The 713-nt window shown below is 64.2% G+C and carries 2 pseudogenes; both read left to right on the top strand.

Features of this window, described 5'->3' with window-relative positions:
* A pseudogene (locus F6X39_RS36175) lies at positions 1-146 on the top strand (electron transfer flavoprotein subunit beta/FixA family protein); the annotation flags it as partial.
* 13 nt (positions 147-159) lie between these two features.
* Positions 160-713: pseudogene (locus F6X39_RS36170) on the top strand (electron transfer flavoprotein subunit alpha/FixB family protein); the annotation flags it as partial.

Raw genomic sequence — 713 nt, 5'->3', positions numbered from 1 at the left:
TCAAGCCCGAAGACCTCGGCGTCGATGTCACGCCGCGTCTGAAGACGCTGAAAGTCGCCGAGCCGCCCAGGCGCTCCGCCGGTGTGAAGGTGCCGGACGTGAAGACGCTGGTCGAGAAGCTGAAGACCGAAGCGAAGGTGCTGTGAGGAGACCCGAGAAATGACGAACCTGGTAATTGCAGAACACGACAATGCGTCGATCAAGGCCGCGACGCTGAACACGATCGCAGCGGCACAGAAGATCGGCGGTGATATTCACGTGCTGGTCGCGGGACATAACGCGCAGGGCGCGGCCGATGCGGCCGCGAAGATCGCGGGTGTCAGCAAGGTGCTGCTCGCCGATGCGCCGCAACTGGCCGCAGGCCTCGCGGAAAACGTCGAAGCGACGGTCCTGACGCTTGTGCAAGATGCGGCGAAGCACTACACGCACATCCTCGCGCCGGCTACCGCCTACGGCAAGAACATCGCGCCGCGTATCGCCGCGAAGCTCGACGTCGCGCAGATCAGCGACATCACGGCAGTGGATAGCGCCGACACGTTCGAGCGTCCTATCTACGCGGGCAACGCAATCGCGATCGTGCAATCGGCTGATCCGATCAAGGTCATCACCGTGCGCTCGACCGGTTTTGATGCCGTCGCGGCCGAAGGCGGCAGCGCAGCGGTCGAGAAGATCGAAGCGGCAGCCGACGCAGGCCTCGCGCAGTTCGTGAGCCG

Source organism: Paraburkholderia sp. UCT2, from assembly GCF_014397665.1.
GTDB lineage: Bacteria > Pseudomonadota > Gammaproteobacteria > Burkholderiales > Burkholderiaceae > Paraburkholderia > Paraburkholderia tuberum.
The sequence above is the reverse complement of the archived record's forward strand: the minus strand, read 5'-3'. Positions and strand labels throughout refer to the sequence as shown.